27 protein-coding genes are annotated in these 26,646 nt (G+C 70.8%); 6 read left to right on the plus strand and 21 right to left on the minus strand.

Translation table 11 applies throughout. From position 1 onward, the window contains the following. Position 1 precedes the first annotated feature (1 nt). Positions 2 to 1,159: a DUF475 domain-containing protein gene (locus QNO09_RS01295; RefSeq protein WP_283968121.1), complete on the plus strand. Its 1,158-nt coding sequence runs from the start codon at positions 2 to 4 to the stop codon at positions 1,157 to 1,159. 243 nt (positions 1,160 to 1,402) lie between these two features. Here QNO09_RS01295 and kynU read toward each other — a convergent pair whose 3' ends face one another. The 10 genes from kynU to QNO09_RS01345 all read right to left on the minus strand — a co-directional run bounded on the left by kynU (position 1,403) and on the right by QNO09_RS01345 (position 11,263). Beyond that, complete coding sequence (gene kynU / locus QNO09_RS01300; protein ID WP_283968122.1) at positions 1,403 to 2,596, minus strand: kynureninase; 1,194 nt, start codon at positions 2,594 to 2,596, stop codon at positions 1,403 to 1,405. Continuing rightward, positions 2,589 to 3,419: a tryptophan 2,3-dioxygenase family protein gene (locus QNO09_RS01305; RefSeq protein WP_283968123.1), complete on the minus strand. Its 831-nt coding sequence runs from the start codon at positions 3,417 to 3,419 to the stop codon at positions 2,589 to 2,591. Before QNO09_RS01305 ends, kynU begins: the two co-directional genes overlap by 8 nt. A gap of 151 nt (positions 3,420 to 3,570) precedes the next feature. Then, the gene (locus QNO09_RS01310) at positions 3,571 to 3,984 is read right to left on the minus strand and encodes a DUF3151 domain-containing protein (protein ID WP_283968124.1); all 414 of its coding nucleotides are present in this window, start codon (positions 3,982 to 3,984) and stop codon (positions 3,571 to 3,573) included. Between the two features lie 303 nt (positions 3,985 to 4,287). After that, positions 4,288 to 5,310: a class II fructose-bisphosphate aldolase gene (fbaA, locus tag QNO09_RS01315; RefSeq protein ID WP_283968125.1), complete on the minus strand. Its 1,023-nt coding sequence runs from the start codon at positions 5,308 to 5,310 to the stop codon at positions 4,288 to 4,290. 148 nt (positions 5,311 to 5,458) lie between these two features. Further along, a complete protein-coding gene (gene pyrE / locus QNO09_RS01320; protein ID WP_031142415.1) occupies positions 5,459 to 6,007 on the minus strand; it encodes an orotate phosphoribosyltransferase in 549 nt (182 codons plus the stop codon). 10 nt (positions 6,008 to 6,017) lie between these two features. Further along, on the minus strand, positions 6,018 to 6,806 hold the full coding sequence (locus tag QNO09_RS01325; RefSeq protein ID WP_283968126.1) for an aldose epimerase family protein: 789 nt from the start codon (positions 6,804 to 6,806) through the stop codon (positions 6,018 to 6,020). 98 nt (positions 6,807 to 6,904) lie between these two features. Continuing rightward, a complete protein-coding gene (locus QNO09_RS01330; RefSeq protein WP_283968127.1) occupies positions 6,905 to 7,738 on the minus strand; it encodes an SRPBCC domain-containing protein in 834 nt (277 codons plus the stop codon). Between the two features lie 110 nt (positions 7,739 to 7,848). Continuing rightward, positions 7,849 to 9,756 (minus strand): polyamine aminopropyltransferase, encoded by a 1,908-nt coding sequence (locus tag QNO09_RS01335; protein WP_283968128.1) that lies wholly within the window; start codon positions 9,754 to 9,756, stop codon positions 7,849 to 7,851. 9 nt (positions 9,757 to 9,765) lie between these two features. Continuing rightward, on the minus strand, positions 9,766 to 10,419 hold the full coding sequence (locus QNO09_RS01340) for a DUF2617 family protein (RefSeq protein WP_502962226.1): 654 nt from the start codon (positions 10,417 to 10,419) through the stop codon (positions 9,766 to 9,768). A 580-nt stretch (positions 10,420 to 10,999) separates the two neighbouring features. Next, the gene (locus QNO09_RS01345; protein WP_283968129.1) at positions 11,000 to 11,263 is read right to left on the minus strand and encodes a hypothetical protein; all 264 of its coding nucleotides are present in this window, start codon (positions 11,261 to 11,263) and stop codon (positions 11,000 to 11,002) included. A gap of 127 nt (positions 11,264 to 11,390) precedes the next feature. On the opposite strand from QNO09_RS01345, the gene QNO09_RS01350 reads away from it, so the two are divergent. Next, on the plus strand, positions 11,391 to 12,584 hold the full coding sequence (locus QNO09_RS01350; RefSeq protein WP_283968130.1) for a pyridoxal phosphate-dependent aminotransferase: 1,194 nt from the start codon (positions 11,391 to 11,393) through the stop codon (positions 12,582 to 12,584). Between the two features lie 33 nt (positions 12,585 to 12,617). Here the strand turns inward: QNO09_RS01350 and QNO09_RS01355 are convergent, their stop codons facing one another. From QNO09_RS01355 to QNO09_RS01375, 5 genes are all read right to left on the minus strand, one after another. Then, entirely contained in the window at positions 12,618 to 13,007 is a 390-nt protein-coding gene (locus QNO09_RS01355) for a PIN-like domain-containing protein (protein WP_283968131.1), read from the minus strand. Next, positions 12,997 to 13,653 carry a DUF433 domain-containing protein gene (locus tag QNO09_RS01360; protein ID WP_283968132.1) on the minus strand — a complete coding sequence of 219 codons (657 nt, stop codon included), beginning with the start codon at positions 13,651 to 13,653 and terminating at the stop codon, positions 12,997 to 12,999. Before QNO09_RS01360 ends, QNO09_RS01355 begins: the two co-directional genes overlap by 11 nt. A 97-nt stretch (positions 13,654 to 13,750) precedes the next feature. After that, entirely contained in the window at positions 13,751 to 14,629 is an 879-nt protein-coding gene (locus QNO09_RS01365; RefSeq protein ID WP_283968133.1) for a hypothetical protein, read from the minus strand. A 261-nt stretch (positions 14,630 to 14,890) separates the two neighbouring features. Then, complete coding sequence (locus QNO09_RS01370) at positions 14,891 to 15,028, minus strand: DUF397 domain-containing protein (RefSeq protein ID WP_349636941.1); 138 nt, start codon at positions 15,026 to 15,028, stop codon at positions 14,891 to 14,893. Then, positions 14,985 to 15,899 (minus strand): helix-turn-helix domain-containing protein, encoded by a 915-nt coding sequence (locus QNO09_RS01375; RefSeq protein ID WP_283968135.1) that lies wholly within the window; start codon positions 15,897 to 15,899, stop codon positions 14,985 to 14,987. Before QNO09_RS01375 ends, QNO09_RS01370 begins: the two co-directional genes overlap by 44 nt. Positions 15,900 to 16,068: 169 nt before the next feature. Here QNO09_RS01375 and QNO09_RS01380 point away from each other — a divergent pair, with 169 nt between their 5' ends. After that, complete coding sequence (locus QNO09_RS01380; RefSeq protein WP_283968136.1) at positions 16,069 to 16,515, plus strand: ATP-binding protein; 447 nt, start codon at positions 16,069 to 16,071, stop codon at positions 16,513 to 16,515. Between the two features lie 82 nt (positions 16,516 to 16,597). Here QNO09_RS01380 and QNO09_RS01385 read toward each other — a convergent pair whose 3' ends face one another. Continuing rightward, on the minus strand, positions 16,598 to 17,128 hold the full coding sequence (locus tag QNO09_RS01385) for a YbjN domain-containing protein (protein ID WP_283968137.1): 531 nt from the start codon (positions 17,126 to 17,128) through the stop codon (positions 16,598 to 16,600). Between the two features lie 165 nt (positions 17,129 to 17,293). Here QNO09_RS01385 and QNO09_RS01390 point away from each other — a divergent pair, with 165 nt between their 5' ends. After that, positions 17,294 to 17,773, plus strand: coding sequence for a hypothetical protein (locus tag QNO09_RS01390; RefSeq protein WP_283968138.1), 480 nt, complete (start codon positions 17,294 to 17,296; stop codon positions 17,771 to 17,773). A 4-nt stretch (positions 17,774 to 17,777) separates the two neighbouring features. Here QNO09_RS01390 and clpB read toward each other — a convergent pair whose 3' ends face one another. Then, positions 17,778 to 20,375 (minus strand): ATP-dependent chaperone ClpB, encoded by a 2,598-nt coding sequence (clpB, locus tag QNO09_RS01395; RefSeq protein WP_283968139.1) that lies wholly within the window; start codon positions 20,373 to 20,375, stop codon positions 17,778 to 17,780. A 104-nt stretch (positions 20,376 to 20,479) separates the two neighbouring features. Here clpB and QNO09_RS01400 point away from each other — a divergent pair, with 104 nt between their 5' ends. Then, on the plus strand, positions 20,480 to 20,896 hold the full coding sequence (locus tag QNO09_RS01400) for a pyridoxamine 5'-phosphate oxidase family protein (protein WP_030846382.1): 417 nt from the start codon (positions 20,480 to 20,482) through the stop codon (positions 20,894 to 20,896). A 167-nt stretch (positions 20,897 to 21,063) separates the two neighbouring features. Here the strand turns inward: QNO09_RS01400 and QNO09_RS01405 are convergent, their stop codons facing one another. Further along, positions 21,064 to 21,399: a hypothetical protein gene (locus tag QNO09_RS01405; RefSeq protein WP_283968140.1), complete on the minus strand. Its 336-nt coding sequence runs from the start codon at positions 21,397 to 21,399 to the stop codon at positions 21,064 to 21,066. A 370-nt stretch (positions 21,400 to 21,769) separates the two neighbouring features. Between QNO09_RS01405 and QNO09_RS01410 the strand changes: the two genes are divergently transcribed. Further along, positions 21,770 to 22,729 (plus strand): helix-turn-helix transcriptional regulator, encoded by a 960-nt coding sequence (locus QNO09_RS01410; RefSeq protein ID WP_283968141.1) that lies wholly within the window; start codon positions 21,770 to 21,772, stop codon positions 22,727 to 22,729. A 97-nt stretch (positions 22,730 to 22,826) separates the two neighbouring features. Here the strand turns inward: QNO09_RS01410 and QNO09_RS01415 are convergent, their stop codons facing one another. The 3 genes from QNO09_RS01415 to QNO09_RS01425 all read right to left on the minus strand — a co-directional run bounded on the left by QNO09_RS01415 (position 22,827) and on the right by QNO09_RS01425 (position 26,645). Then, on the minus strand, positions 22,827 to 23,864 hold the full coding sequence (locus QNO09_RS01415) for a helix-turn-helix transcriptional regulator (protein ID WP_283968142.1): 1,038 nt from the start codon (positions 23,862 to 23,864) through the stop codon (positions 22,827 to 22,829). A gap of 955 nt (positions 23,865 to 24,819) precedes the next feature. After that, positions 24,820 to 25,926 carry a sugar ABC transporter substrate-binding protein gene (locus QNO09_RS01420; RefSeq protein ID WP_283968143.1) on the minus strand — a complete coding sequence of 369 codons (1,107 nt, stop codon included), beginning with the start codon at positions 25,924 to 25,926 and terminating at the stop codon, positions 24,820 to 24,822. Positions 25,927 to 26,192: 266 nt separating this feature from the next. Next, positions 26,193 to 26,645 carry a heat shock protein transcriptional repressor HspR gene (locus QNO09_RS01425; RefSeq protein ID WP_031142455.1) on the minus strand — a complete coding sequence of 151 codons (453 nt, stop codon included), beginning with the start codon at positions 26,643 to 26,645 and terminating at the stop codon, positions 26,193 to 26,195. Position 26,646 lies beyond the last annotated feature (1 nt).

Here is a 26,646-nt window from a genome sequence, read left to right on the forward strand (position 1 = left end):
GGTGGTGCTGCGTACCTTCGGCTGGTCGTTCGCCGTCACGGCGGGCGGCCTTGCCTTCGCCGCGTGGCAGTGGGGCTGGGAGGCCTTCGGGATCGTCCTGATCCTCTCCATCCTGGAGATCTCGCTGTCCTTCGACAACGCGGTCGTCAACGCCGGGATCCTGAAGAAGATGAACGCCTTCTGGCAGAGGTTCTTCCTCACCATCGGCATCCTGATCGCGGTGTTCGGCATGCGGCTGGTCTTCCCGGTCCTGATCGTCGCCGTCAGCGCCGAGGTCGGCCCCGTCGAGGCGGTCCAGCTCGCCCTCGACGAACCCGGGCGCTACGAGGACCTGGTCACCGACGCCCACCCGGCGATCGCGGCCTTCGGCGGCATGTTCCTGCTGATGATCTTCCTGGACTTCATCTTCGAGGACCGCGACATCAAGTGGCTCGCCTGGCTGGAGCGCCCGCTGGCCAGGCTCGGCAAGATCGACATGCTGTCGGTCTGTGTCGCGCTCGTCGTCCTGCTCGCCACGGCGATGACCTTCGCCACCCACGCCCACGTCAGCACGGGTTACGCGGACAAGTCCGCCACCGTGCTGCTGTCCGGCGTCGCCGGTCTCATCACCTACCTCGTGGTCGGCGGCCTCTCCGGCTACTTCGAGGACAAGCTCGAAGACGAGGAGGAGCAGGAGCAGGAGCAGGAGCACGAGGCGGAGGAGAAGGCCGGGGCCGAGGGCAAGCCGGTCTCAGCGGTCGCCCTCGCAGGCAAGGCCGCGTTCTTCCTCTTCCTCTACCTCGAAGTCCTCGACGCGTCCTTCTCCTTCGACGGTGTGATCGGCGCCTTCGCCATCACCAACCACATCTTCTGGATGGCGCTCGGCCTCGGCATCGGCGCGATGTACGTCCGCTCCCTCACCGTCTACCTGGTCCGCCAGGGCACCCTCGACGACTACGTCTACCTGGAGCACGGCGCCCACTACGCCATCGGTGCCCTCGCCACGATCCTGCTGATCACCATCCAGCACCAGATCAGCGAGATCATCACCGGCCTGATCGGCGTCGTCCTGATCGCCGCGTCCTTCCTCGCCTCCGTGCGCCGCAACAAGGCGCTCGCCACATCCGAGGCGGGCGAGGCCGAGCAGGACGAGAAGGCAGAGGTGCCGTCCAGGGTGTGACCGGGACGTCCTCACGCCGGCGTGGGAACGCGACCGCCGGACCGCGCGGGCGCGTTCCCACGTGCTGTTGGCCGCTGGACCGGCTCCGGCACCAGGAGGGAGGCTCCCGGCACGGCCGCGTGCGGCAGCCGGCCGGTGTCATCTCCCGCCGCGTCCGAGGCGCCCGCCCGAGGCGCCGGGAGGGCGGACAAGGACTACGGCCCCTCTGGCGGCAGGTGCCGTTCGCCGTACGTCACGTGTCACTCACGCCAGCGTCTCCGCCAGCACCCGCGCCGCCCGCTCCACGTCGGCGAAGCCCACGTACAGCGGCGTGAAGCCGAAGCGCAGCACGTCCGGCGCCCGGTAGTCGCCGACCACACCCCGCTCCATGAGCCGCTTCATCACGTCACCGGCCCCGTCACAGCGCAGGGCGATCTGGCTGCCCCGCTCCGCGTGCGGCACCGGCGTCAGGCACTCGACCCGGCCCTCGGGCACGTACTCGGCCACGCAGTCCAGGAAGAAGTCCGTCAGCGCGAGCGACTTGAGCCGCACCGCCTCGACCCGCACCCCGTCCCACACCTCCAGAGCCGCCTCCAGGGCGAGCATGGAGAGGATGTCCGGCGTGCCGACCCGGCCGCGCAGGGCGCCGGGGGCCGGTTCGTACCCGCTGCGCATTCCGAACGGCTCGGCGTGGGAGTTCCAGCCGGGCAGCGGCGAGTCGAAGCGGTCCTGCAGCTCACGGCGCACGTACAGGTACGCCGGTGAACCCGGCCCGCCGTTCAGGTACTTGTACGTGCAGCCGACCGCGAGATCCACACCGTGCTCGTCCAGCCCCACCGGGAGCGCGCCCGCGCTGTGGCACAGGTCCCAGACGACGTAGGCGCCCGCCCCGTGCACGGCGGCCGTCAGCACCGGCAGGTCGTGCAGCCGGCCGGTGCGGTAGTCGACGTGGTTGAGGAGGACGGCGGCGGTGCGGTCGCCGAGCGCGCCCGGCACGTCCGCCGGTGCCACGGGCCGCAGCACGCAGCCGGTCATCCGGGCGGCGGACTCGGCGATGTACCCGTCGGTCGGGAAGGTCGTGGCGTCGACGACGATCTCGTCCCGCTCGGGATCACGAAGCCGCGCGAGGCGCACAGCCCCGACAACCGCCTTGAAAACGTTGACACTTGTCGAGTCGCCCACCACGATCTGCCCGGGCGCCGCCCCGACCAGCGGGGCGATCCGGTCACCGATCCGCTCGGGCGCCGTCCACCAGCCGCTCTCCTCCCACGACCGGATGCGCAGCTCGCCCCACTGGCGGCGTACGACGTCCTCGACCCGGCCGGGCACGGCGGCGGGCAGCGCGCCCAGTGAGTTGCCGTCCAGGTAGACCGTCTCATCGAGGACGAACTCGGCGCGCTTGAGGGCCAGTTCGTCGACGGTGTCCAGCTTCTCCGCGCGCACGCTCAGCTCAGACATAGGACCGCGCCGTCCACAGCTCGGGGAAGACGTTCTTCTGCGCGCGCTTCTCCAGCCACGCCACCCCGGCGGAACCGCCGGTGCCGGTCTTGGCGCCCATGGCACGGCGGGTGGCGACCAGGTGGTCGTTGCGCCAGCGCCACACCAGCTCGGCGACATCGCTCAGCGCCTCGCCCAGCCGGGCGACCTCGTCGCTCTCGTCGCCCGAGTAGACGGCCGTCCAGGCCGCCTCCACCTGCGGCGACGGCTCGTAGCGCTTCGAGACGTCACGCTCCAGCACGGCCTTCGGGATGTCGTACCCGCGCCGCGCGAGCAGCCGCACGACCTCGTCGTACAGGCTCGGCTCGTGCAGCGCCTTCTCCAGCTCGGCGTGCACGCGCGGGGCGCCCCGGTGCGGGACGAGCATCGACGCGGACTTGTCGCCGAGCAGGAACTCCATGCGCCGGTACATCGCCGACTGGAAGCCGGAGCCCTCGCCGAGGGCGCTGCGGTACGAGTTGAACTGGGCCGGTGTGAGCTGGGCGAGCGGCCTCCAGGAGTGGTTGAGCGCCTCCAGCTCGCGTACGGACCTCTTGAGCGCGGCGGTCGCGGTGGGGATGTCGTCACCCCTGAGCGCGCGTGCCGCCGTCTCCCACTCGTGGACGATGACGGTGAACCACAGCTCCATCACCTGGGTCGTCACCAGGAAGACCATCTCTCCGGGATCATCGGAGAGGGTGTGCTGGAGGTGCGTGAGCACGTCCGCCTTGACGTAGTCCTCGTACGGCGTCGTGCCGTGGAAGTCGAGATGCGGGGTCTCGGGCTCGTGAGCCTCGTGGGACATCGCTGTCTCCTGCGTATAACTCCGGGTAGCGGTCCGCCCCTGCCGAATCCGACACGGGGGCCCCGGTCCCCAGGGGCATCTTCCGCAATGGTCCCCCGAAACCGCAAGGCCCGCCTTTCGCGGACGGGCCTCGCGTGCACGGACCGTGTTCTCAGCCCAGGACCTGCGCCGCCGTCGGCGAGGAGTCCTTCAGGAACTGGGAGCAGCGCTCGTACTCCTCCTGCTCGCCGATCGCCTGCGCGGCGCGGGCGAGGGCGTGCAGGGCGCGCAGGAAGCCGCGGTTCGGCTCGTGCTCCCACGGCACGGGGCCGTGGCCCTTCCAGCCGTTGCGGCGCAGCGCGTCCAGACCGCGGTGGTAGCCCGTGCGGGCGTACGCGTAGGACTCCACGGCGGCGCCCCGCTCGAACGCCTCGTCGGCGAGCTGCGCCCAGGCGAGCGAGGAGGTGGGGTGCGCACCGGCGACCTCGGCGGACGCGGCACCCGACGCGAGCATTTCCCGCGGCCCGGGGTCGTCGGGGAGATGGGTCGGGGGCGGGCCCCCGAGAAGGTTCTCGTGAATGGACATGGGGTCAAGTCTGCGCCATGCCGCCCACTGCGGCGCAGCGGGCGGCAGAATATGCCCTTGGCCGCGACGACCGGACCGCCGTCCGCGGCGCGACCGGACCGGACGGCTACCGAGGCCAAGGCGCATGACATCGGGCATGCAGGTTGGACGGCTACCGAGGCCAGGGCGCATGACATCGGGCATGTAGGGAGCACAGGGAAGAGCCCGGCACCTGAGCAGGTGCCGGGCTCGACGCGGGCGAACCGGCGTGGACCGGTACCGACCGGCGCGAACCGATGCAGACCGATGCAGACCGATGCGGGCTTACTTGATCTTCGTGCCGGTCGAGCGCAGGTGGCCGCAGGCCTGGGCGACGCGCGCCGACATGGAGGCCTCGGCCAGCTTGCCCCAGGTGCGCGGGTCGTAGGTCTTCTTGTTGCCGACCTCGCCGTCGACCTTCAGGACACCGTCGTAGTTGCGGAACATGTGGTCCGCGACCGGGCGGGTGAACGCGTACTGGGTGTCGGTGTCGATGTTCATCTTGACGACGCCGTTCTCCAGCGCGGTGCGGATCTCCTCCTCGGAGGAGCCGGAGCCGCCGTGGAAGACGAAGTCGAACGGGGAGCCCTTGCCGAACTTGGCGGCGACGCCCTCGTTCAGCTCCTTCAGCAGCTCGGGACGCAGGACGACGTTGCCCGGCTTGTACACGCCGTGCACGTTGCCGAAGGACGCGGCGAGCAGGTAGCGGCCCTTCTCGCCCAGGCCCAGGGCCTCGGCCGTCCGGATCGCGTCGTCGACCGTCGTGTAGAGGGAGTCGTTGATCTCGTGGGAGACGCCGTCCTCCTCGCCACCGGTCGGGGTGATCTCCACCTCGAGGATGATCTTCGCGGCGCGGGCCTGCTCCAGCAGCTCCTGAGCGATGGAGAGGTTGTCGGCGAGGGTCTCGGCCGAGCCGTCCCACATGTGCGACTGGAACAGCGGGTTCAGACCGGCCTCGACGCGCTTCTGGGACAGGGCCAGCAGCGGACGTACGTACCCGTCGAGCTTGTCCTTGGGGCAGTGGTCGGTGTGCAGCGCGATGTTCACCGGGTACTTCTCACCGACGATGTGCGCGAACTCGGCCAGGGCGACCGCGCCGGTCACCATGTCCTTGCTGTACTGACCGCCCAGGAACTCGGCGCCACCCGTGGAGATCTGGACGATGCCGTCGCTCTCCGCCTCAGCGAATCCGCGCAGGGCCGCGTGCAGGGTCTGGGTGGAGGTCACGTTGATGGCCGGGTAGGCGAACTTTCCTGCCTTCGCCCGGTCCAGCATCTCGTTGTAGACCTCGGGAGTTGCGATGGGCATGCGTCCGCTCCTTGTATCTGCGGGTTGACGTACTGCTGTGTCTAACGGCCCTGACCTAGACCTTGGGGTGCGACGTCATCGTCGGCCCCATCTTTCCAGACTTGGCCGGAAGGTCCAGGCCACCGTCCACGCCCTGGTCAGTCCCTGGTCAGTCGAGGCCCAGCTCGTCCTTCGAGAAGGCGAAGAGGTACGGCACCCCGGCCCCCTCCTGGATCTTCTCGGCGGCACCGGTCGCCCGGTCGACGATGGTCGCGACGGCGACGACCTCGGCCCCGGCCTCACGCACGGCCTCGACGGCGGTGAGCGGGGAGCCGCCCGTGGTGGAGGTGTCCTCGACGACCAGCACGCGGCGGCCCGCGATGTCCGGGCCCTCGACGCGCCGCTGCAGGCCGTGCGCCTTGGCGGCCTTGCGCACGACGAAGGCGTCCAGGCGCTTCCCGCGCGCGGCGGCCGCGTGCAGCATGGCGGCGGCGACCGGGTCGGCGCCCATGGTGAGGCCGCCGACGGCGTCGAACTCCAGCTCGCCGGTCAGGTCCAGCAGCACCTGCCCGACGAGCGGGGCGGCCTCGCCGTCGAGGGTGATGCGGCGCAGGTCGACGTAGTAGTCGGCTTCGAGGCCCGACGACAGGGTCACCTTGCCGTGCACCACGGCCTTGTCCTTGATCTGCTGCAGCAGCGCGCCACGCGTGTCCGTCATGGCGCCCAGCTTAGAGGCGGCGCCAGCTCCAGGTCGTGGCGGCCTCCAGCGGCTCCAGGGGTGTGACCAGGTGGGGTGACGTGTTGAGCCCGTTGGGCGGGCCGGTCTGCGGCTCCACGCACACGGCCGCCTCCTGCTCGTCGTAGACGACGGCCCACTCCTGGCGGCTGGTCACCCTCAGCTCCAGCTGGCCCGGCCAGGTCAGGGTCGCCTCGACGCCGCCGGGCATCCCGAAGCAGTCGTCCCAGGGGCCGGGCTCGGGGTCGATGCGGTTGCCGGTGGGCAGGTGGTCGGCGCCGCGCTCCTCCTGCCAGGCGGGGTCGAAGTCGAGGGTCACGTCCTCGCCGCCGAGGTTCCGGTTGAACCAGGGGTGCCAGCCGATCTGCGCCGGGAAGGACGACTGGTACGTCTCGACGGACATGGTCAGCGTCAGCGCGTCCTCGGTGAGGGAGACGATCTGGGTGACGAGACCCGGATGGGGCCAGGGGTCGGCGAGCTCGCAGGTGAGAACGGCCTCGTCGGCGCTGGTGCGGGCGGTGCGCCAGGCGCCGTCGCGGACGGTGCCGTGGATGGCGTGGGGCGGGGCGTTGAGGGGCATCTGGCGCACTTCGGCGCCGTCCAGGAACCGTCCGTCCCGGATCCGTCCGCACCACGGCACCATCGGGAAGCACCCGAACCGCTCACCCTGGCGGAGCAGTTCGACGCCGCCGATCCGCAGCCCTCCCACCCGGCCGCCGTTGCCCGGCTGCACGGTCACCTCCGCGTCACCCGCGGTCAGCGTGATGTCTTCGTCGCTCACGGGACGACCCTACTGCGGTGATCAAGAGGGCCTCACGCGTTGCGGGGTGCTTCGGCCATGTCCCGCTGGCACGCGGGCCCGTCCGGCTGCCGAACGGCTCAGCGGCGTCTGCGCAGGGCCCGGACGGCCACGACGGCCGACGCCAGCGCCAGTGCCGCGGCCGGGGCCGCCCAGCGCAGGGGGGCCGCGGGCGTCACGGTCTGCGGCGCCGGCACGGGGGCGTACCGGCCGCGCGGCGGCGCGTGGTCCACCTCCTCGGCGCTGCGCCCGATCATGGTCCGCCGCGCATGAGCCGCCTCGGCGATGTCCTCCTCGTCGTCCTCGCCGGCCCCGTTGCCCTGCTTGTCCTCGCCCGCGGGTCCGAGCGGGGAGGGCGGGACATCGGCGCCGAAGACGGAGGGGCGCTCGGGGGCCGGGGCCTCCTCGGTGAGACCGGCATCGGCAGGGGCCTGCGCCCCTTCCCCCGCGTCGGCCCCGGCCGGGGGCTTCGGCGCCTCGTCGTCCCCGTTCACGGCCGTGGCGGCCAGTTGCTCCGCGAAACGGTTCAGCAGCCGGGTGACGGCCCCTTCCACCGCGTCCGCGGGGAGGTCCGTGATCCGGCCGTCCGCGGAGGCGGTGCCGTCGTACACGAGGGTGCAGCCGTCCGTCGTCTCGCGCAGGGCGATCCGCAGGGCGAATCGGACCGAGCCGCTGCCGCGCGCCTCCTGCACCTCACCTTCGACCGCGTACGCGTCGTCGTCGCGCCGGAGCACCCGAACGGCACCCCGGTAGGTGACGGAGTGGCTGCCGACCCGGATCTTCAGCCGCCCCGCGACGGGCTCGGCGCCGGCGTCCTGCTGGAGCCCGGGAACAGCCCGGGCGACCCGCGCGGGGTCGTCCAGCACCTCCCTGAGCCGCTCCGCCGGAACCGGAACGAACACCTCGTGCTCCATGTCGACGGACTCTACCCAGCGAAGCCCGAAACGCACCCCCGCCTGAGGGAATCGCCCCCGATCCACCCCCGCCAGGCGTATCCTCCCGGCCCCTTGCAGGCGCGGCTTCCTCAGTACCGCGGATGCACCAGCGTCGACGCCGGCAACCCCTCGATCCGTGTGGCCCGCGCCGCCCGCTCCCCCGCCGCCAGCAGCTCCTCCGTGAGGACGCTCGGCCGCGGACCGTCCGGGTCGAGCCGCGGCCGCGGATCCGTGCGGGCGGCCAGGACGAAACCCCAGTCCCGGGGCGCCCGGGAGCGGTCGGCGGAGGTGCGGTCGGGGCCGGTGGCGAAACCGGTGTGACGGCCGCCGGTGCTGTAGGTGGCGATACCGAAACCCGCGTGGCGGCCACCGGTGCCAGAGAGGCCGATGCCGACACCCGTGTGCTGACCACCGGCGCCATCGAGGCCGATACCGACACCCGTGTGCTGACCACCGGCGCCATCGAGGCCGATACCGACACCCGCGTGGTGACCACCGGCGCCATCGAGGCCGATACCGACACCCGCCTGACGACCACCGGTGCCAGAGAGGCCAGCGCCGACACCCGCCTGACGACCACCGGCGGCGTAGGGGGCGGTGTCGAAACCGGCCGCGCGCAGCGTCGCCTCGACCGTCCAGTACACCCGGGAGTCGGCCGCGACCGGCCCGGCGTGCACCACCAGCCGCCCGCCGGGGGCCAGCACGCGCCGGGCGAGGCCGTAGAACTCCTGCGAGTACAGCTTCGTGCTCGCCGTGATGCCCGGGTCCGGCAGATCCGAGACGACGACGTCGTACGTCGCCGGGTCCGCTCCGCGCAGCCAGCCGAAGGCGTCCTCGGTCGTCACCCGCACCCGCGGGTCGCCGAACGCGTGCTGGTTGAGTGCGGACAGGCCCGGGTCGGTGCGGGCCAGCCGGACCACCTCCGCGTCCAGTTCGACGACGTCGACCGATTCCACTCCGGAGTGGCGCAGCACCTCGCGCGCGGCCAGGCCGTCGCCGCCGCCGAGGATCAGCACGCGCGCGTGCGGCCCGCTCATCGCGGGGTGGACGAGAGCCTCGTGGTAGCGCCGTTCATCGCCTGCGCTGACCCGCAACCGGCCGTCGAGGAACAGGTCGAGGGTCCTGCCGTCCGTGCCGCCGGTGAGGACGACCTCCTGCACCCCGCTCTGGAGCGCCACGCGGACGTCCCCGCCGTACATAGCCTGCCGCGCCGCCCGTTCGAAGTCGTCGACGAGGACGGCCGCCGAGGCGAGGATCGCGAGGACGAGGGCGTTGCCGAGCAGCAGCAGCCACCGGGCGCGCCGGGTCAGGTCCCGGCGGAACAGGCCGAGGACCAGCGCACCGCCGACGACCGCGTTGACCGCGCCGGTGAGCAGCGCGCCGGTCAACTGGCCGAAGAAGGGCAGCAGAAGGAAGGGAAAGGCGAGGCCGCCGACGAGGGCCCCGACGTAGTCGGCGGCGGACAGGTCGGCGACGGCGCCGCCCGCGTCCTGACGGCGGATCCGCTGGATCAGCTCCATCAGCAGCGGGACCTCGGCGCCGATGAGCAGCCCGGTGGCCAGGGAAACCGCGACGAGCAGGCAGCGCGGCCCGCTGGCCCACATCCCGCCCCAGTCACCGGTCCAGGCGAACACGGCGTACAGGGCCATCGCGCTGCACCCGCCGACGAGCGCGAGGGTGGCCTCGACGGCACCGAAACCGGCCGCGGCGAGCCGGCGCAGCCGCTTCGCGGCGAGGGAGCCGATGCCCATCGCGAAGACCATGACGGAGAGCACGACGGACGCCTGCGTGACGGAGTCGCCCATCAAGTACGCGGCGAGCGCGAGAAGTTCCAGTTCGTACACGAGTCCGCAGGCCGCGCAGACGAACACTCCCGCGAGGACCAGGAACCGTCCGGTGCCGGGCCGGACGGGCAGTCGTGCCGGGCCGTCGGGGCCGCCCGGGGCGCTCCGGGGCGCCGGGGAGCGGGGCGGGGCGGGCGCGTGCGGCTCGATCACGCTGCGACGTTACGTCACGCCTCGACCGCGGTTCGTCACCCACACGTGTGGTGCTGGTTTACAGACGCCGGACATCGGTACGAGATCTGGTTCGCCGCCCGGCGGTTCGCCCGGGCGGGCAGCGGTCGGCCTGGGGCAGTCGGCGGAGACGGTCGCGGGAACCCGCATGCCCACCTTGGTACGGGTCGCCACCAACTGCCCGTCCTGCGGGTAGGCGTGCCAGGTCCGCCAGTGCACCTGCCCTTCGTGGTGCTGGGCGAGCAGGGCCGTGAAGGCGTACGGGCTGCCGGGGAAAACGCCGACGAGGCCGTGCGGGTGGTCGGAGACGAGGGCCAGCAACTCCTGGGCGCGGCCCGCGAAGGAGCCGGGTGAGAGGACCTCGACCCGGGCCGCGAACTCGTACTCCCAGTCGTCCACCCGCTTGGCGACGCCGAGCGGCAGCGGAGTGCTGCTGCCGGCGATGCACGCCACCGTCTCCGAGCAGACGCCCCGCTCCTCCTCCAGCAGGACCTGATGGGACGCACCGAGGAGTCGCAACTGCAGTTTACTGTCCGCCAGTTCGAGGTCGAGCGCGGCCAGCGCGGGAAGCGGCTCGCGCCCCAGGGCCCAGGCGAGATCGGCCGCGCGCGTATCGGTGTAGGAGGTGTTCAGGGTCGTGAGCATGGATCGGCTCCGCAAGCACACAAAAGGAGAGGGAGATGGGTCCGCTGCGCCCCGGTAAAACCGGGGGATGTCGGCCCGGTCAGCCCAGTCGGCCGGGTGGAGAAGGTGTCCGCAGGACGTCCGAGGGGCTGCGTCGGTGACTTAGAGGGAATCATGAACGGTGGCGCCGCCACAGCGTTTTTACCCAAGTTCGTAGGCTTTCCATCCCTCAGAGGGCTCCACAGCTCAACTGTTCAACTACGGCGTGCGCCCGCGCCGGGGAGGCGTGCGCCGGTGCGCCGTGGTTCAAGCTCGGCACCGCGACGAACGCGAGCCCGGGATTCCGGCCGCCCCTCGAAGGGACCGCGCGCCGCGCGCAGTTGCCGGAGCAACCCCCGAACCGGTGGAGAGGCCGGACAAGTTGTCCTACAGGCATGGAATTATGCCGATATCCACCGAAAGTCACTCGACAGACATTCGAGCGATCACCCGTCCGGGGCGGCACCGATCCGCATCGATCCGCACACGACAACGCGGGGCCCGGGTGCGGACCCCGCGTTCGATGGATGCGGCGTGCCCGTCGCGAGAGGGCCGACGTGGGTCAGCTGCCTCCTCCGCCGCAGCCACCACCGCCGCCCCCGCAGGACGATCCGCCGCCGCAGGAGTGCCCCCCGTGGTGCCCGCCGTCGGAGGAGCCGGAGTCTCCCCCGCCGGCCCACCAGCTGTTGTGGCTGCTGCTGCTCGAACCGGTGGACGCCCACGCCCCGCGCCGCGCCGTCCCTCCGGAAGACCCCCTGCGGGCCTTGGAGACCAGCGCCCCGACCAGGACGACTCCGACCACCGCCAGGATGATGCCGACGATCATGGCGTCACCCTCCTTTCGTTCCCCCGAAGCGGCCCCCCGTGGGCGCCTCGCTCTTGCGTGAAGCGGTGATGCCCTCCCCGCTCCCGGCCCAAAGCGGAGTTGAGGAACTCCAGAGCTTCGGCGCAGGATGACCGGCATGACCTCCAGCGCGCGCCCCCTCCTGAACCGCCGGCTCGCCGAGTTCGGGACGACGATCTTCGCCGAGATGTCCGCCCTGGCCCTGAGCACCGGTGCCATCAACCTCGGTCAGGGCTTCCCCGACACCGACGGCCCCGAGGAGATCCGGGAGGCGGCCGTACGGGCCCTGCGGGACGGCCGCGGCAACCAGTACCCGCCGGGCCCCGGCGTCCCCGAGCTGCGCACCGCGATCACCGCCCACCAGCGGCGCCGCTACGGCCTGTCCTACGACCCCGACACGGAGGTCCTGGTCACCGCGGGCGCCACGGAGGCCATCGCCGCCACCCTCCTCGCCCTGGTGGAGCCGGGGGACGAGGTGATCGCCTTCGAGCCGTACTACGACTCCTACGCGGCGTGCATCGCCATGGCCGGCGGGCGCCGGGTGCCGGTCACCCTGCGGGCGCACGAGGAGGACAGCCGGTTCCGTCTCGACCTCGACGAGCTGCGCGACGCCGTCACCGACCGCACCCGACTGCTGCTGATCAACACCCCGCACAACCCGACCGGCACCGTCCTCACCCGCGAGGAACTGACCGCGATCGCCGAGCTGGCCGTTGAGCGCGACCTGCTGGTGGTGACGGACGAGGTGTACGAGCACCTGGTCTTCGACGACGCCGAGCACGTGCCGCTGGCGACGTTCCCCGGGATGCGCGAGCGCACCGTCACCATCTCGAGCAGCGGGAAGACCTTTTCGTTCACCGGCTGGAAGGTCGGCTGGGTGACGGCGGCGCCGGAGCTGGTCACGGCGGTGCGCTCGGCGAAGCAGTACCTGACGTACGTCTCGGCGGGCCCGTTCCAGTACGCGGTCGCCGAGGCGCTCTCCCTGCCCGAGTCGTACTTCGCCCACTTCCGCGCCGACATGCTGACCAAGCGGGACCTGCTGGCGACGGGCCTGACGGAGGCCGGGTTCCGGGTCTTCCGCCCCGCGGGCACCTACTTCATCACCACCGACATCCGCCCCCTCGGGGAAAGCGACGGCATCGCCTTCTGCCGCGCCCTGCCGGAGCGCGCCGGCGTCGTCGCCATCCCGAACGCCGTCTTCTACGACCACCGCGAACAGGGCGCGCCGTTCGTTCGGTTCGCCTTCTGCAAGCGGACGGGGGTGCTGGAGGAGGCGGCGAAGCGGCTCAGGGCGGCGCTCTAGGGGCACCTGGCCAGCCCGAACGGCGACGGACGGTCAGGCCGGCCAAGTGCGCTCGATGCGGTCTTGTCGTACCGCGTAGGCGGCAGGACCGCCCCTGCTCACTGCACGGTGGATCGCCTCACGGTGGGCCTCGAGCCGTTCGACCATCTCGACACTGCGCAACTGCTGGTTGTCGAGGTAGAACAGCACAGCCTCACGCCCAAGGACCGGTCGGATCTCCAGATCCCGGCTCTTGATCCGGCCGTCCTTCGAAAGCGGCACCCATGACTGGTCGAGACCGTGCGCAATCCACTCCTCATCGGCGACGTCCTGTCCGTCGTCGGGGAAGACGTCACCGATGCGGTGAACGATCCAGCCGCACGCCCTCAACCCCTCCGCGACACGACGTCCGAGATTGCGGTCGAGGAAGAACTCAGGCGGCAAGGCGCACCACTGCCCGGCACAGCTCGTCGACCTGCTCGGGCGTCATGTCGAAGTCGTACGCGATGTTCTCGACGCTCTCCCCGGCCTCCCAGAGGTCGGTGATGGCCTTGACCGCGACACGGTTCGCGGCCACGACGGGCGTCCCGTGTCCGAACCTCGGGTCGATCACGACGGGTACGGAGTCCGGGTACTGCCTCAGCCGCAGGCTGGAGGGGAAGTCGTCGTCGGGTTCCCAGTTCAGGTAGCGGAGGTAGTCGGAGACCACCTCGTGGATGGGCGCCTGACCGTCTCGGGCCCTGCGGAGATCGCCGAGGCCATGCTCGACGAAGATGTCCACGCCGTCCGTCGCGATCCGCTTCGACACGAGACCGTACGGAGTCGCGAAGGCGTCCCGTACGGCGCCGGCGGCTTCCCTGATCTCACTCATCCGGAGCCCGAGGGAGCGCAGCGAACGGAGGACGTGAGCCTCGGCGACCGCGATGAACGGCACCGAGGGCTGCCCCTTGCGCAGCGGCTCGACCTGATGGACCAAGGGCGCCCCGGCAGCCCTGCCCTTCAGCCAGAATTGGAGCGTCGACTGCGGAATCTCCAGGTAGGAGGCGGTTTCGGTGGGAGTCAGAAGTCCGTCCCTGAACCTGTCGACCATGCCCCACCTCCTCCTGCCGTATTGCCCGGTCCCGCGTTTCGCATCGTCGCACATCAAGCCTGCCACCCAGGGGCGAACGGCACACCCGCCCATCGGCTCAGCCCGCCGCACGCAGACATTCCCCGGCGAGACGGTCCCGGCAGCTCCGGCAGTGTCCGGGCCCCGGGGCACGGAAGGCACGCTCGCAGCCGTCGCAGGTCTGGAAGGGCAGTACGGCCGGGCGCTGGACGCTCGGGGGCAGCGGGGGCGGGGGCGGCACGGGCAGTGGGGTTTCCCGGAGGCGGAAGGCCAGGACGCTCGCCGGGCGGGCCCGGAAACGGTCGGGGAGCCGTACGGTCAGCAGATCGGTGATCTCGCGTGGCCCGACACCGGCCGCCAGCCACTCGGCGACGGCCGGAGCCAGGCGGGCCGCCTCCCGCACGGACAGGACCAGGCGGGGGTCGACCCGGCGCAGGGCCGTCAGTACCGCGACCGCCTCCGGGTCGGCGTCGGTGAGTGCGGGCGCGGGGCTGTCGGGCTCCTCAGGAGCGGGAGCGGGCGCCGCCGCCTCCCGTCGGGTTTCCGGGACGGTGGGCCGCTTCCGTGGCCGGGGCTTCGGCGGCTTGGGCGGGTCGTCCGGGCCTACGCCGCGCGGCACGTCGTAGAAGTACGTCCGGGTACGCACCTGCCCGGTGGGCGTGCGTTCGCGGCGGCGTTCCAGGTATCCGGCCGATTCGAGCTCCCTGAGTGCCCGTGAGATCAGGATCTCGCCCTCGCTGAAGTGTTCGCACAGGGCGGTGATGGTCACGGGGCAGCCGTCCGGCAGGGAGGCGATGTACGCCGCGACGCCGACCGTGACCGCGCTGCCGCGCCGCTGGGCGAGGGCGTTGGAGATCACCGTGAAGTCGGCGGTGAGGCGGGTGCGTACGTGGATCACGCCGGTAGTCGGAGCTCCGGCGTCGGCGCGCAGGGGCGCGTTAGACTGCGGGTCAGCCATCGGGAAGGCGTTCACTTCCTGATCGGTCAGGCCCTCGATCGGGATTGCCGTCCCGGCCGGGGGCCGTATCTGTTTGCGGTTGTCGCGGCGAACGTAACGGCCCGTTACCCGCCCCCGCAAGCCGGTCACTCGGACGGGTGACGCCCGCCTTCCGGCGCGGGGAGGGTGGGTGGGCGGGTAGTTCTTTCCCCGGTTCTTTCAGGAGGTCAGTGGCCTACCGGACCCTCGCGGACAAGGGCCCGGTGCGTCCGGAAGACCGCCTCAGGGGCGCTGGTGCCCGGCCTTCAACTCGGCTATGAAGGCGGCCCAGGCAGCGGCTTCGAAGCACAGCGCCGGACCCTGCGGGGCTTTGCTGTCACGGACCGGGACGACGGCCCGGAACTCGTCGGCCACCTCCACGCAGTTGCCGCCTTCCTGATTGCTGTAGCTGCTCCTGCGCCAGGCGGCGCCGTTCAGATCGGGACGGGACCTTCGCTCCACGGTGGTTGTCCTCCCTCACGGATCGGATCATGTCCAGGGACATGAGCGGGGGCAGAGCTGCCGCCCGCAGCCGATCGTAGGTCAGCGCAAAACTCCTGACCTCGTCCGGATCCTCGATGAGCTGGCCGTAGTGCGCGCCTTCCGTGTAGGCGACCTCCGAGCCGTCCGGCATGGTGAGCAGGGTGAGCGAGCCGCCCATGACATCGTGCTCACCCTGGTCGAACGGCAGTACCTGCAAGGTGATGTGAGCTTCCCTCGCTGTCGCGAGCAATCGCCCCAACTGCTCACGCATCACCGTCTGGCCGCCGACCGGTCGCCTGAGTACCGCCTCGTCGAGGACCACCCACAGTTCCGGTCGATCGGGCATAGCGAGGCGCTTCTGTCGGCCCATGCGAAGCGTGACTCGTTCCTTCAACTGCTCCTCGTCGTCGAGCGTTCGACCGACCCGCAGTACCGCTCGCGCATAGTCCTCGGTCTGCAGCAAGCCAGGCACCACATGAGCTGCGTACTCACGGACGGCCACCGCCCGCTCCGCGTACTCCATGAACTTCCGCGACCAGTCCGGAAACGCCTCCCGGTACACATACGGCCACAGCTCCACCAGCAGGTCCTCCGCACCGAGCGCCGTGTCCAGCGCACGCGCCAGCTCCAGCGTCGGCTTCGCTCCGGACGCGCGCTCGATCTGCGTGATCCGCGTGCTCACCACATGCGTCCGGTCGCCCAGCTCGGCCTGTGTCAGCCCCGCCGCCGTCCGGAGCCTGCGCACCCGCGCACCGAACAGCGCGGCCATCGACGCGCTGGGGTCAATTCCGTTGGCCAAGGCATCACTTCCGTTCCTTACGGCCTCACGAGTAAGGCTGTGACACCTGTCGAGCGTAGGACGATCGGCCCACCCTTGAGTACGGAACGTGACGACTCCTGTGCGTCGCGGAATGCCTCACCGCAACAGAGAGACGAAGATGACCGTGCCGACAGAATCCGCCACCCAGTCCCTCACCGAGCAGTTCCCCTCCTCCCCGCGAGGTGCGCAGGCCGCCCGGCGGCACGCCGTTCGCTGGATGGAGGTGCGGGGCTACCCGCCGGCGTCGGACGTGTCCTGCGCGGTCGCCCTCATCGTCGGCGAACTCGCGGCGAACGCGGTGCAGCACGGCCGGGTCCGCGGCCGGGACTTCGGTCTCCGGCTCGCCCTCGACCAGGCTGCGGGCGTGCTGCGTATCGAGGTCGCGGACGCCGCCTGTGCGAAGCGGCTGTCCACGGCCGCGCCCTCGTCGTACCCCGAAGGCGAGTCCGGCCGGGGGCTGCTCCTGGTGGACGCCCTGGCCGAGCGCTGGGGATCGGCGCCCCGCCGCCCGGTGGGCAAGACGGTCTGGGCGGAGCTGAGTGTTGAAACTTCAACACTCAACTGAGGGGGGCCGCGAAAAGGCAAACGGCGCGTGCAGCGCGTACCTGCCGTACGCGCCGACGCGCCGTGAGAGCCCCGCGCGGGGGCTACTCCTCGTCGCCCTCGGGCTTCTCCGCCTCGTTGATCTCCTCTTCGAGACCGAGCTGCTCGACGAGCCACTTGTCGAACTCGATCGCGGCGCGCACCCAGCTGACCGTCGAGGAGACGAAGTGCTCCAGGCTGACGCCCATGCCGATCAGCATCTGGGCCTCGCCGATCAGGCGGACCGTGCCGTCGTCGTGGGTGTGGCTGTAGACCTTGGGCCACAGCGTGCGGCGGTTCCAGTCGTCGATCGACTCCAGGATCTGCGGCTTGGCCTCGATCTCGTGAGGCCGGTCGTAGAACGTCCGCACGGAGAAGACCTGCTGGTCTCCCTCACCCCGGAACATGAAGTAGGTGCGGAACTGCTCCCACGGCGCCGCGAGGTCTCCCTCGTCGTCGACGACGTACTTGAGCTCCATCTGGTCGAGGAGCTGCTTCACGAGGTCCTGATCCGGGACGACGGGGCCGGCCGGGCCGCCGGGCTGCGGCTCGGGCTGGCCCCCGAAGTTCGGAATCGAGGACGGGTCGATGGTCACCGTGAATTTCCCTTCGTACGGATTCCGCCATCCTCCCCCATGCGGGGAGGGGGGTGGCAAGCCCCGACAGACCCTGTCAGCCGACGGCTGACACGATCCGGTCAACCGCAACCTCCGGGTACCCCGAACCGTCCTCCTGAGCAGCCGACAAAAGGGGACGCGGTCATGCGCGCAGCCGACAGAGGTCATACCCGGTGGGGCATCGTCCTGCCGTTCCTGGCACTGCCGGTGGTGGTGCTCGGCGTCCTGATCGTCGGCCTGTTCGTGTGGGCCCACTCGGACGACGACGACGGCACCCGTGCGGGAGCGGCGGCCGCGGTCCCCTGCACCGAGGCCCTGGCCTTCGGCGCCGCCGAACCCCCCGCGCACGCCCGCGTCCGGGACTGCACCGTGCAGCGGGGCATCGACACGGCGTACGCGGCGGTGCTGCGGATGCCGCGGGAGGAGGTGAGCGGCTGGTTGCGCGAGACGTACCCGGACGGCCCGAAGCCGCGCACGGGCGGCGGTCCCTGCGGGGCGCTGTGCCTCGACGTGACCCACGAGAACGGCCTGCCCGGCACGGCGGAGGCGCATGTGGTGCAGGTGCGGGTGGAGTACGAGAACGCCGAGACGGCGCTGGTGCGCTTCTCGGCGTTCACGATGTGACGTCCTACAGCGTCTTGCCCGTGGCCGGGCCCACCAGGAGCCCGTCCTCGCCGCGGTCCACCCGGACCGTGTCGCCGTCCTTGATCTCCCCGGACAGGATCTCCTTGGCGAGCCGGTCGCCGATGGCCGACTGGACGAGCCGCCGCAGCGGCCGGGCGCCGTACGCCGGGTCCAGACCCTCCTCGGCGAGCCAGGCCAGGGCCTCGGGCGTGATGTCCAGGGCGAGGCGCCGCTCGGCGAGCCGCTTGGCCAGGCGCTCCAGCTGGAGCTTCGCGATGCGCTCCAGCTCGGGCTTGGTCAGCGCGGAGAAGACGACCAGGTCGTCCAGGCGGTTGAGGAACTCCGGCTTGAAGGAGCTGCGCACCACCTCCAGGACCTGTTCCTTCTTCTCCTGCTCGCTGGTCACCGGGTCGACCAGGTACTGGCTGCCCAGGTTCGACGTCAGCACCAGGATGGTGTTGCGGAAGTCGACCGTGCGGCCCTGCCCGTCGGTCAGGCGCCCGTCGTCCAGCACCTGGAGGAGGATGTCGAAGACCTCGGGGTGCGCCTTCTCCACCTCGTCCAGCAGGACGACGGAGTACGGCCGCCTGCGCACGGCCTCCGTGAGCTGGCCGCCCTCCTCGTAGCCGACGTATCCGGGCGGGGCGCCGACCAGCCGGGCCACGCTGTGCTTCTCGCTGTACTCCGACATGTCGATGCGGACCATCGCCCGCTCGTCGTCGAAGAGGAAGTCGGCGAGGGCCTTGGCCAGCTCGGTCTTGCCGACGCCGGTCGGGCCGAGGAAGAGGAAGGATCCGGTGGGCCGGTCGGGGTCGGCGATCCCGGCGCGGCTGCGGCGTACGGCGTCGGACACCGCGCGCACGGCCTCGGTCTGGCCGATGAGCCGCTTGCCCAGCTCGTCCTCCATGCGCAGCAGCTTCTGCGTCTCGCCCTCCAGCAGCCGCCCGGCGGGGATGCCGGTCCAGGCGGCGACGACGTCGGCGATGTCGTCGGCGCCGACCTCCTCCTTGACCATGGTGTCCCTGGCCACCTCCTCCTCGGCCTCGGAGGCGGCCTCCAGTTCCTTCTCCAGGGCGGGGATCTCGCCGTAGAGGAGCTTGGAGGCGGTGTCGAAGTCGCCGTCGCGCTGGGCGCGGTCGGCCTGGCCGCGGATCTCGTCGAGGCGTTCCTTCAGTTCACCGACGCGGTTGAGGGACTGCTTCTCCTTCTCCCAGCGGGCGGTGAGGCCGCGCAGCTCCTCCTCCTTGTCGGCGAGGTCGCGGCGCAGTTTCTCCAGGCGCTCGCGGGAGGCGGCGTCGGTCTCCTTGCCGATCGCCAGCTCCTCCATCTTGAGCCGGTCGACGGCGCGCTGGAGTTCGTCGATCTCGACGGGCGAGGAGTCGATCTCCATGCGCAGCCGGGAGGCGGCCTCGTCGACGAGGTCGATGGCCTTGTCGGGCAGGAAGCGGGAGGTGATGTACCGGTCGGACAGGGTTGCCGCCGCGACCAGGGCGCTGTCGGCGATCTGCACCTTGTGGTGGGCCTCGTAGCGGCCCTTGAGCCCGCGCAGGATCGCGATGGAGTCCTCGACGGTCGGCTCGGCGACCAGCACCTGCTGGAAGCGCCGCTCCAGGGCCGGGTCCTTCTCGATCCGCTCGCGGTACTCGTCGAGCGTGGTCGCGCCCACCATGCGCAGTTCGCCGCGGGCCAGCATCGGCTTCAGCATGTTCCCGGCGTCCATGGCGGAGTCGCCGCCGGCGCCGGCCCCGACGACGGTGTGCAGCTCGTCGATGAAGGTGATGATCTGCCCGTCGGAGTCCTTGATCTCGGCGAGGACGGTCTTGAGCCGCTCCTCGAACTCGCCCCGGTACTTGGCGCCGGCGACCATGGCTCCCAGGTCGAGCGCGACGAGCCGCTTGTCCTTCAGCGACTCGGGCACGTCTCCCTTGACGATCCGCTGGGCGAGCCCCTCGACGACGGCGGTCTTGCCCACGCCGGGCTCGCCGATCAGCACGGGGTTGTTCTTGGTGCGCCGGGACAGCACCTGCACCACGCGCCGGATCTCCTGGTCCCGGCCGATGACCGGGTCGAGCTTCCCTTCGCGCGCGGCGGCGGTGAAGTCGGTTCCGAACTTCTCCAGGGCCTTGTACTGGCCCTCGGGGTCGGCTGTGGTCACGCGGCGTTGTCCTCGCGTCTTCTGGAAGGCGGCCTGGAGCTTCTTGGCGTCGGCCCCCTGCTGCGCGAGCACCTCGCCGGCCGCGCCGCCCTTCGCGGCCAGGGCGATGAGGAGGTGCTCGGTGGAGAGGTACTCGTCCCCCAGCTCCTTGGCGCGGGCCTGCGCGTCGGCGACGACGGCGAGCATCTCGCGGTTGGGCTGGGGCGGCGCGACGGTCGACCCGGTCACGCTCGGCAGCCCGGCGAGCACGCGCTCGGCTCCGGCGCGTACGGCCGCCTGGTCGGCGTCGACCGCGGCGAGCAGGTCGGTGATGTTCTCGTTGTCCTGTCCCTGGAGCAGCGCGAGCAGCAGATGGGCCGGGGTGAGGTCGGGGTGCCCCTCGGTCACGGCCCGGTTGCTGGCAGCGTTGATCGCGTCCCGGCTCCGGTTGGTCAGCTCGGCGTCCACGTTCGCGTTCTCCTCCTTGCACTGACCCGAACGGCTTGCACAAAGTTGAGTCTAGTGCACTCAAGGACGGTTCCGGGAGGGCCGGAGGGTCTAAGTTCCGGGGCATGGCGACCAAGTACTCCGTGGACCCGGGCGCTCCGGACCCGTCGTATCTCGGCTTCTGGCGGGAGCGGCACCTGTGCACCCTGACGACTCCCCGCCCGGACGGCACTCCGCATCTGGTACCCGTCGGGGTCACATACGATCCCGAGGCCCGTCTGGCTCGGGTGATCACCAACCGGGCGAGCGCGAAGGTGCGGTATGTGCGGGCCGCCGGGGAGCAGGGGGCGGCCGTGGCCGTCTGTCAGCTGGAGGGCCGCCGCTGGGCGACGCTGGAGGGCCGTGCCTTCGTGAGCGAGGAACCGGACCGGGTCGCCGAGGCGGTGCGGCGCTACGCGGAGCGCTACGGCAGGACCCCGTCGCCGAACCCGGCGCGCGTGGTGATCGAGATCCACCTGACGCGGGCCATGGGAAGAGGTTGAGCGAAGTGAACATCCACACCGGTGATCGATTGGATTCGGCCACCTCCGGACTTGGCCGATACCCGGAAATATCCCGCAAAACTGCAGCGGCGTCACCGTGTTCAGGTCACGGTGACGCCGCTGCGGGGGGAAGCACCTGAGCGATCTGTTACGACGGGGGAATCGCGTCAGGCACTGCGGGGGGTGGCAGAGATGGTCCGCGGGACAGGGGAGTCGGCCTCCACCTGCTGGTGATCCCGTTGGTCCAGGTTCACAAAGATCATTCCGTACCGTACGGCACATCGCACGGGCTGCGGCGCCCCCCGAGGCCGCCGCAGACACCGGTACGCCCGTACGTCCTCGTCGTCGTCCCGTGTGACGACCACCGGCTCGCCGAAAACAGTCACCATCAACGAGTCACCGCTGTGGGGGATGGCGGTGACCAGGTCGATGAAGTGCCAGCCCGATCGGTAGGCGGTGGCCATTTCACGACGGAAGGAGCGGTCGTCGGGTGGAGTGGTCACGGTCAGCTCCCGGATCCGGCTGCCCCGGAGCTCGGCCAGCTGCTGTTCTCCGCTCCGTGAGCACTGTTCACGGCGACGGACGGCCAGCTGCTGTTCGCCCGAACATCGTCCTTCACATCGGAGAAGCCACTCAGTACACCGAGGGCCACAACGGCGGAGAAGGCGGCGACAAGCACCGAGCGAAGCATTCTGTTACGCATAGTCGGCTTCGTCCTCACTTGAAGGTCCCCTTTTCCCCCGTCGAGTACGACGATGGCTCATTCGGGCACGTCATGGCCACACAATCGATGCATCATGTTCCTGCATGTTCAGGACCCTGGGGGGTGGAGATTTGGCATCGAATCGGACTAAGGAGACACATCCCCATGCGATGACCGAGTGGTGCGATGAGGGCGGCCGTCTGTATGCCGCCGCACTCCGCGCCGGGCGCATCGCACGCGAGGACGTGGAGCCCGCTCCGTGCCTGATGGAGTTCGCACTCCTCCACCCCGACCCGGACGACCCGAACTGGCTGCGGCCGGTGCCCCCCGCGGTCGCCCTGTCCCGGCAGCTCAACCCGCTGGAGCAGGAGATAGCCGACCGCCGGCGCGCGGCGACCGGCCTCGCCGAGACCTTTCAGCCGTTCATGGCCCTGGGTACCCAGCTGGCCGCGAACAGTGATGCCATCACTGTGCTGGAAGGCGGCGAACGAATCAACGCCGCGCTCAACATGGCCACTTTGCAGTGCCAGGCGGAGATGCTCACCGTCCAGCCCACCGACCGGATGTCAGAGCGCAGCCTCCTGCGCGGCCTGGAGCGCGACCGGCCGCTGATCGAACGCGGTGTGCGCATCCGCACGCTGTACCAGCACACCGCCCGCTACAACCCCGAACAACTGGCCTACGCCGCCCAGCTCTCCAACGGCAAGGCGGAGTACCGCACCATCGACGAACTCGTCGAGCGCCTCATCATCTGCGACGAGTCCGTCGCCTTCATCCCCGCCCGCGACGACCAGCAAGTCGCCCTGGAACTGCGCCACCCCGGCCTGGTCCGCTACCTCATCAAGCTCTTCGAGTACTTGTGGGACCGGTCGGTTCCGCTCAGCAACGGCACGCCGTACGAGACCGCCCGCGACGGCATCACGGAGATCCAGTACTCCATAGCCAAGCTCCTGGTCGAAGGACACGTCGACGAAGCCATTGCCAGGCGCCTCGGCATGAACGTGCGCACCTGCCGGGCCCACATAGCCAAGCTCGCGTCCGCTCTGGGCAGCGGCAGCCGTGCCCAACTGGGTTACCTCATCGCCCAGTCCGGCATCCTGAACCAGGACCGGGAAGGAGCCGCCGGTTGACCACGCGACCGCACCGGGAGCATGACGTCGACGACCTGTGCCCCTCGCCAACCCGCCGCGACGCCGGGCAGTCGGAGCAGGGCCCGGCTCGGGTTCCTCATCGGACGCTCGGGGATTCCTGACCAGGAAGACTGAGGGGAGTGGTGGAGTGCTGTGAACCGTCCAGTCCGGCCTGGGCGATGCGTACGCCGAGTTGCGTACGGCTCGCCGCCCCCAGTGTCTCCGACAGCCGGGCGATGTGCGCCCGGCACGTCCGCACACTGATGCCCAGCCGCTCCGCGATGACGGCGTCCTGGTGTCCCTCCGCCAGCAGCGCCGCGATGGACTGCTCGCGGTGGGAGATGCCCTCGATGCCCGTGTCGGGGAGCGGGGCGGTCAACGGGATGGCGAGGCGCCACAGCCGTTCGAAGACCGTGACGAGGTAGGCGACGATCGCGGGGTGCCGCAGCTCCAGGGCCATCGTGCGGTCGGTGTTGGCGGGGATGAAGGCGACCGTACGGTCGAAGAGGATCAGCCGGTCGATCACCTCGTCCAGCGTGCGCGCCTCCACCGCGTCGCCCATCAGCTCCAGGTACGTCAGCAGCCCCTGCCCGTGCCGGGCGACATGCGTGTACAGGTCCCGCATCCGCACGCCCCGGCCGCGCAGCGCCAGCGCCCGGTGCAGGCCCTCGGAGAGTTCCGCCTCTCGTCGGATGCCGCCGGGCTGGACCGTGAGCACCTCGGTCGTGCACGCCTGGGTCGCCTCGTCCATCGCGGCCTGGATGCGGGCGAGTCCGTCCAGGACCCGGATCGCCGAGCCCTCGCCCGCCGACGGGGTCGGCCGCACCTGGCGGCCCAGACCGGCGTACCACTCGACGGCCGCCACGGCCGAGCCCACCCGCCGCTGATTGGCGCTGACCTCGTCGTACATCCCGCGCAGCAGCCGGGTCATGACCTCCTGCGGGGAGGTCGGCACGAGCCAGTCCATGTCGTCGGGGTCCGGGTGCAGCAGGGCGAGTTCCAGCAGGCAGGGCACCGGATCCGCGTCCCGGCGCGGCACCCGGCCGCGCCGTACGGCCCGGGAGTACACGCGGTCCCCGGCCTCGCACAGCCGGTCGGCACCATGGGGATGCTCATCCGCCCCGTGCCCGGCCATCGCCCATCCCACCCCCCGGTTTCGCCGTCTTTCCGCAGCGCAACTATGCGCGGACCGGACGTGCTCCGCAACACGGCTCGACCACAACCGAACTGCTTTTCAGCCCCCTTGGTACCGGTATGCCCGGGGCGCCGCGTGGCCGGTGCCCGCACGCCGGGGGGTGGGCGCGCGGGTGGTGCTACCGGCCGCTCAGTCCTGGGCCGTCGTGGGGACCGTCGTGGGACCGTCGTGGCGTCGTAGGAGGTGCCGACAAGGTGGGCGTCCGCCTTCGCGCCGGTCAGGGGCGGACGGTCGCTCCGGAGGGTCGCTCCGGCCGGTGCGCCGGTCCGGACACCGCCGCCGGCTCGCCGGGCACGCTCCGGCGGGTCCCGGCCTCACGACCTGGCGGGTCCCGGCCTCACGACCGGCGGGTCCCGGCCTCGACCTGGCGGGTCCCGGCCTCACGACCTGGCGGGTCCCGGCCTCACGACCTGGCGGGTCCCGGCCTCACTTATCGCCCGGGTCCGGGACGGGACGGCGAGGGCTTGTCGCGCGCCGCGGCGTCGGCTCGGCGGCTGTCGTGTCGCGTCGCAGGCCCGGTACACAGCCGCGCGCCGGGGCTCCGGTTCACGACGGGGAGAGACGGTGCCCGGCCGGCCCTCGACACGGCCGACGAGCACGAGGCCGCCGAGCCGCGTGCCTCGCCCGGGCCGGGCGGCCGGTCGTGGCCGGGCGGCGTCGTCCTCGCGTGCGAGCCGGGGCTCGACCCGCATCACCCCCGCCGGGGGACAACTCCCACCCGACGGAGCGCTTCTCGCGGCCGGAGATGGACTGGGCGGCGGCCGAGCCGTCCGCGGTGAGACGGCCACCTGCGCTCGGACACCGGTGCCGCGGACGCGGCGGGCGCCCGTCGGGCACCGATCGCAGGCGAGTGGCGCGAACGACAGGGCAGTCCCGCGTCAGTCCCCGCCGGCGGCTACTTCAGGCCGATGGCCCGGCACGCCGCCTTGTACTCGGCCGTGCAGATGTCCGACAGCTTGTAGACCTCGTCCGCGACCACCGTGTCCTTGATGTTCTCCTTGGTGAGCGCGACCACGGGCACGAGCTGCGCCGGGATGCCCTTGTCCGTGGGGCTGTCGACCCTGTCGCGGGCCAGGGCGGCGAACTGGATGTCGCGGCCCTGGACCTTGGCGACGGCCATCTCCGCGGCGTTCTCCGCCTCCTGCGGGTACGACTTGTACACGCTCATGTACTGGTCGCCGCTGATGATCCGCTGCACGGCCGCCAGCTCCGCGTCCTGGCCGGTGATCGGCGGCAGCTCCGTCACGCCCGCCGCCTCCAGCGCCTTGACGATGCCGCCCGCCATGCCGTCGTTGGCGGAGTACACCGCCGCGATGTTGCCCTTGCCGATCTCCGCGATCGCCTCGGCCATGTTCGCCTGGGCGTTCTCCGGCTTCCAGTCCTTGGTGTCGAAGGACTTCGCGATCGTCACGTTGCCGTTCAGCTCGGACAGCGCCCCGGCCTTGAACTGCTTGGCGTTCGGGTCCGTCGGAGAGCCGTTCATCATGACGATCTTGTCGGAGAGGCTCGCGTCCTCGCCGATGGCCTCCAGCAGGGTGCGGCCCTGGACCTCGCCGACCAGCTCGTTGTCGAAGGAGATGTAGGCGTCGATCGGGCCCTCGGCCAGCCGGTCGTAGGCGATGACCGGAATGCCGGCCTCCTTCGCCTTCTTCACGCCGCTCGCGATGGCCTTCGAGTCGACGGCGTCCAGCAGGATCACGTCGACCCGGTCGTCGATCATCTGCTGCATCTGGCTGGCCTGCTTGTCCGCGCTCGCCTCGGCGTTGGCGTAGGTGACGCGGCCCTTGTCGTTGGTGAGCGACTCGACCTTCGTCTTGATGATGGGGTAGTCGAAGTTCTCGTACCGCGTGTTCGCCTTCTCCGGCAGCAGCAGCCCGACGGTGATGTCGTTGCCCTTCGCCGGGCTCGCGTCGTCACTGCTCCCGGTCGCGTTGAGCGCGCCGCAGCCGGCGAGCGTGACGGACATCGTGGCGGCTGCCACGGATATGGCGATACGACGCATGCGGAGCTCACTTCGCGTGTGATTCGGACGTGGGCGCAGCTTTCCGCCCATGTGACTGAAAAGCCAACGCGGACGCGACCCCCAGCGTCAAGCGGAACCACTTAACGAGATGACAACACCACGCTCCGCAGCAGTTGTGAAGACTCTGCGGAATCACCTTCAAGTGGCGTGCACCACCGGGTCACCCACAGGAGACCCGGAGAAATCGCCCCAAAGCACACGAAAGGGCCGGGAGTGAACTCCCGGCCCTTTCCCGTGCGTACGCGTCAGTCGGACTGCTGCTGCCGCTTCGGCCGCCACACCACCAGCGCGCTGGTCTGCTGCACCTCCTGGTACGGCACCAGATCACGGCGGTACGACGCGTGCACCGCCGCCTCGCGCTGGCGCATCGCCGCCGCCGCGCCGTCGAGCGCGTCCTCCAGCTCGGCGACCCGGGCCTGGAGCGCGGCGACCTGGTTCTCCAGTTCGATGATGCGCTTGATTCCGGCCAGGTTGATGCCCTCGTCCTGCGACAACTGCTGGACCGTGCGTAGCAGTTCGATGTCACGCGCCGAGTAGCGGCGGCCCCGGCCCGCGGTGCGGTCGGGGGACACCAAACCCAGCCGGTCGTACTGGCGCAGGGTCTGGGGATGCAGGCCGGACAGCTGGGCCGCCACCGAGATGACGTAGACCGGGGTTTCCTCGGTCAGTTCATACGGGTTGCGCCGACGACCGTCCATC

The organism is Streptomyces sp. 378 (assembly GCF_030124145.1).
Lineage (GTDB): Bacteria > Actinomycetota > Actinomycetes > Streptomycetales > Streptomycetaceae > Streptomyces.